Below are 505 nucleotides of genomic sequence, written 5' to 3'. Positions count from 1 at the left end.
CTCCAAAACCATCAATTTTACAATCAATATTGTGATCTCCATCAACCAAACGAATATTTTTTACTTTTGTACCTTTTTTTAAGGATGTTGGACTTCCCTTTACTTTAAGATCTTTAATTAGTGTTACAGAATCACCATTGTTTAATACATTTCCATTCGCATCTTTAATAATTTTTTTCTCTTCACTATTTTCAGTTTCTGATCCTAAAGTCCATTCATTTGCACATTCTGGGCAAACAAAAAGATCTCTATCCTCGTATGTGTATTCTGAATTACATTTTGGGCAATTTGGCAAATCAGCCATAATTTCATTTCCTCCATTCGTTATTGTTTCTAGTATATAATTCCTTCTAGATTCCATTGTTAAATCATCACCTGTTGTGCTGCAACAGCTTCGCAGACGATACATTAGTTTCTCATTCGTTTATATACTATCATAGTCTTCTACTATCCACAAACCATCATGCAAATATATATAAAAAACACAGTAGATAAAATGTATATC

1 protein-coding gene is annotated in these 505 nt (G+C 31.1%); it reads right to left on the bottom strand.

Annotated elements, in window-relative coordinates; all coding sequences use genetic code 11:
- Positions 1–304 (bottom strand): zinc ribbon domain-containing protein YjdM (locus tag KPL50_RS26845; RefSeq protein ID WP_216301493.1); only part of this gene is annotated, 304 nt, incomplete at its 3' end.
- Positions 305–505 lie beyond the last annotated feature (201 nt).

Origin of the sequence: Clostridium sp. CF012 (assembly GCF_018861755.1) — a bacterium.
Taxonomy (GTDB): domain Bacteria; phylum Bacillota; class Clostridia; order Clostridiales; family Clostridiaceae; genus Clostridium_AD.
The sequence above is the reverse complement of the archived record's forward strand: the minus strand, read 5'-3'. Positions and strand labels throughout refer to the sequence as shown.